Genomic DNA, 1,468 nt, shown 5'->3' with positions numbered 1-1,468 from the left:
TAAACTGTACCCTATAGAGTAGACACTTAAAAAAGTCTACCTATAGGGTACTTTTTGTATAATGAAGAAAAAGTCGGATTGGGGAAACATCGATGAGTAAAAAGATATTCACAGAAAAAGAGATTACATTACTATCTAATAATCCTTATGTAAAATCAGTGAGTTCTAAAGGAATCACTTATACGGACGATTTTAAGCGCCTTTTTATTTCTGAAAATGAAAAGGGCAAGCTGCCACGGGAAATATTTGAGGAATGTGGTTTTGATATTGATGTATTAGGAATGTATCGTGTTAGATCAGCTGGCAAGAGATGGCGGGCAACTTATCGGGATAACGGGATAATGGGATTAAAGGACACTAGAGGAGAATCCTCAGGAAGACCCTTGACAAGAGAACTTACACTTGAGGAAAAATATGCAAGGTTAGAAGCTCAAAATAACTTATTAAAAGCAGAAAATGAACTCTTAAAAAAGATCCGTTTTGCGGAAAGGGGGCTGAAGGGAAACCGGTAGGACTGCCACCCCATCAGAAATATATCCTAATTCGGTCTGTGATAGAAAAATATAACCTTACACAAATGGTGCGTTACCTCTGTTCAGTAGCCGGGGTCTCACGCAGCGCTTACTATAGATATTTCTCTACCGATTCGCAGGCCAACAGATTACAAAAAGAAACCCAAGATGAACAGGTAAAAGAAATAATATTAAAAGCGTTTCATTTTAAAAGGCGAAAAAAAGGAGCCCGTCAAATCAAGATGACATTAGAGGGCCAGTTTCAGGTTGTCTACAATCTGAAGCGAATCCGACGAATTATGAAGAAGTACGACATTATATGCCCTATCCGGAAAGCCAACCCGTATAGACGAATGATGAAGGCGACTCAGGAGCACCGTGTGGTCCCGAACATATTGAATAGGGAATTCAAACAGAATGTCCCAGGTAAGGTTCTACTAACCGATATTACCTACTTGTTTTATGGCCAAGGAAAGAAAGCATATTTATCAACGATCAAAGACAGTTCAACCAATGAAATCGTTGCTTACCATGTGTCTGATCGAATTACCATGGACCTAGCGACAGATACCGTTAAAAAGTTAAAGAAGAATCCAAGGTTTCAAAAAGCAGAAAATGCATTAATCCATTCTGACCAGGGAACCCATTATACACACCCTGACTATCAGAAGTTAGTAAGAAAAATGGGACTGCGCCAATCCATGTCTAGACGGGGAAACTGTTGGGATAACGCTCCTCAAGAATCCTTCTTTGGCCATTTTAAAGATGAAGCATTCATTAAGACATGTTCCAGCTTGGAAGAACTTAAACGTGAAGTAAAAAGATATATGACGTATTACAATCACTACAGATATCAATGGAAATTAAAAAGGATGACCCCTGTTCAATACAGAGATCACCTTCTTAAAACTGCCTAGCTTTTTTTAAGACTGTCCTTTACAAAGGGTACACTTTAA

General features: G+C 38.6%; 1 protein-coding gene. It reads left to right on the top strand.

All coding sequences use genetic code 11. The annotated features are described in order from the left end of the window. Positions 1-92 precede the first annotated feature (92 nt). Positions 93-1,429, top strand: a protein-coding gene (locus tag D0469_RS20295; RefSeq protein ID WP_117328537.1) for an IS3 family transposase whose coding sequence is annotated in 2 segments (ribosomal slippage) — positions 93-480 and positions 480-1,429 — 1,338 coding nt in all. Because the reading frame shifts where the segments join, the coding sequence is not laid out codon by codon here. Positions 1,430-1,468: the final 39 nt, after the last annotated feature.

Origin of the sequence: Peribacillus saganii, from assembly GCF_003429095.1 — a bacterium.
Lineage (GTDB): Bacteria > Bacillota > Bacilli > Bacillales > DSM-1321 > Peribacillus > Peribacillus saganii.
The sequence above is the reverse complement of the archived record's forward strand: the minus strand, read 5'-3'. Positions and strand labels throughout refer to the sequence as shown.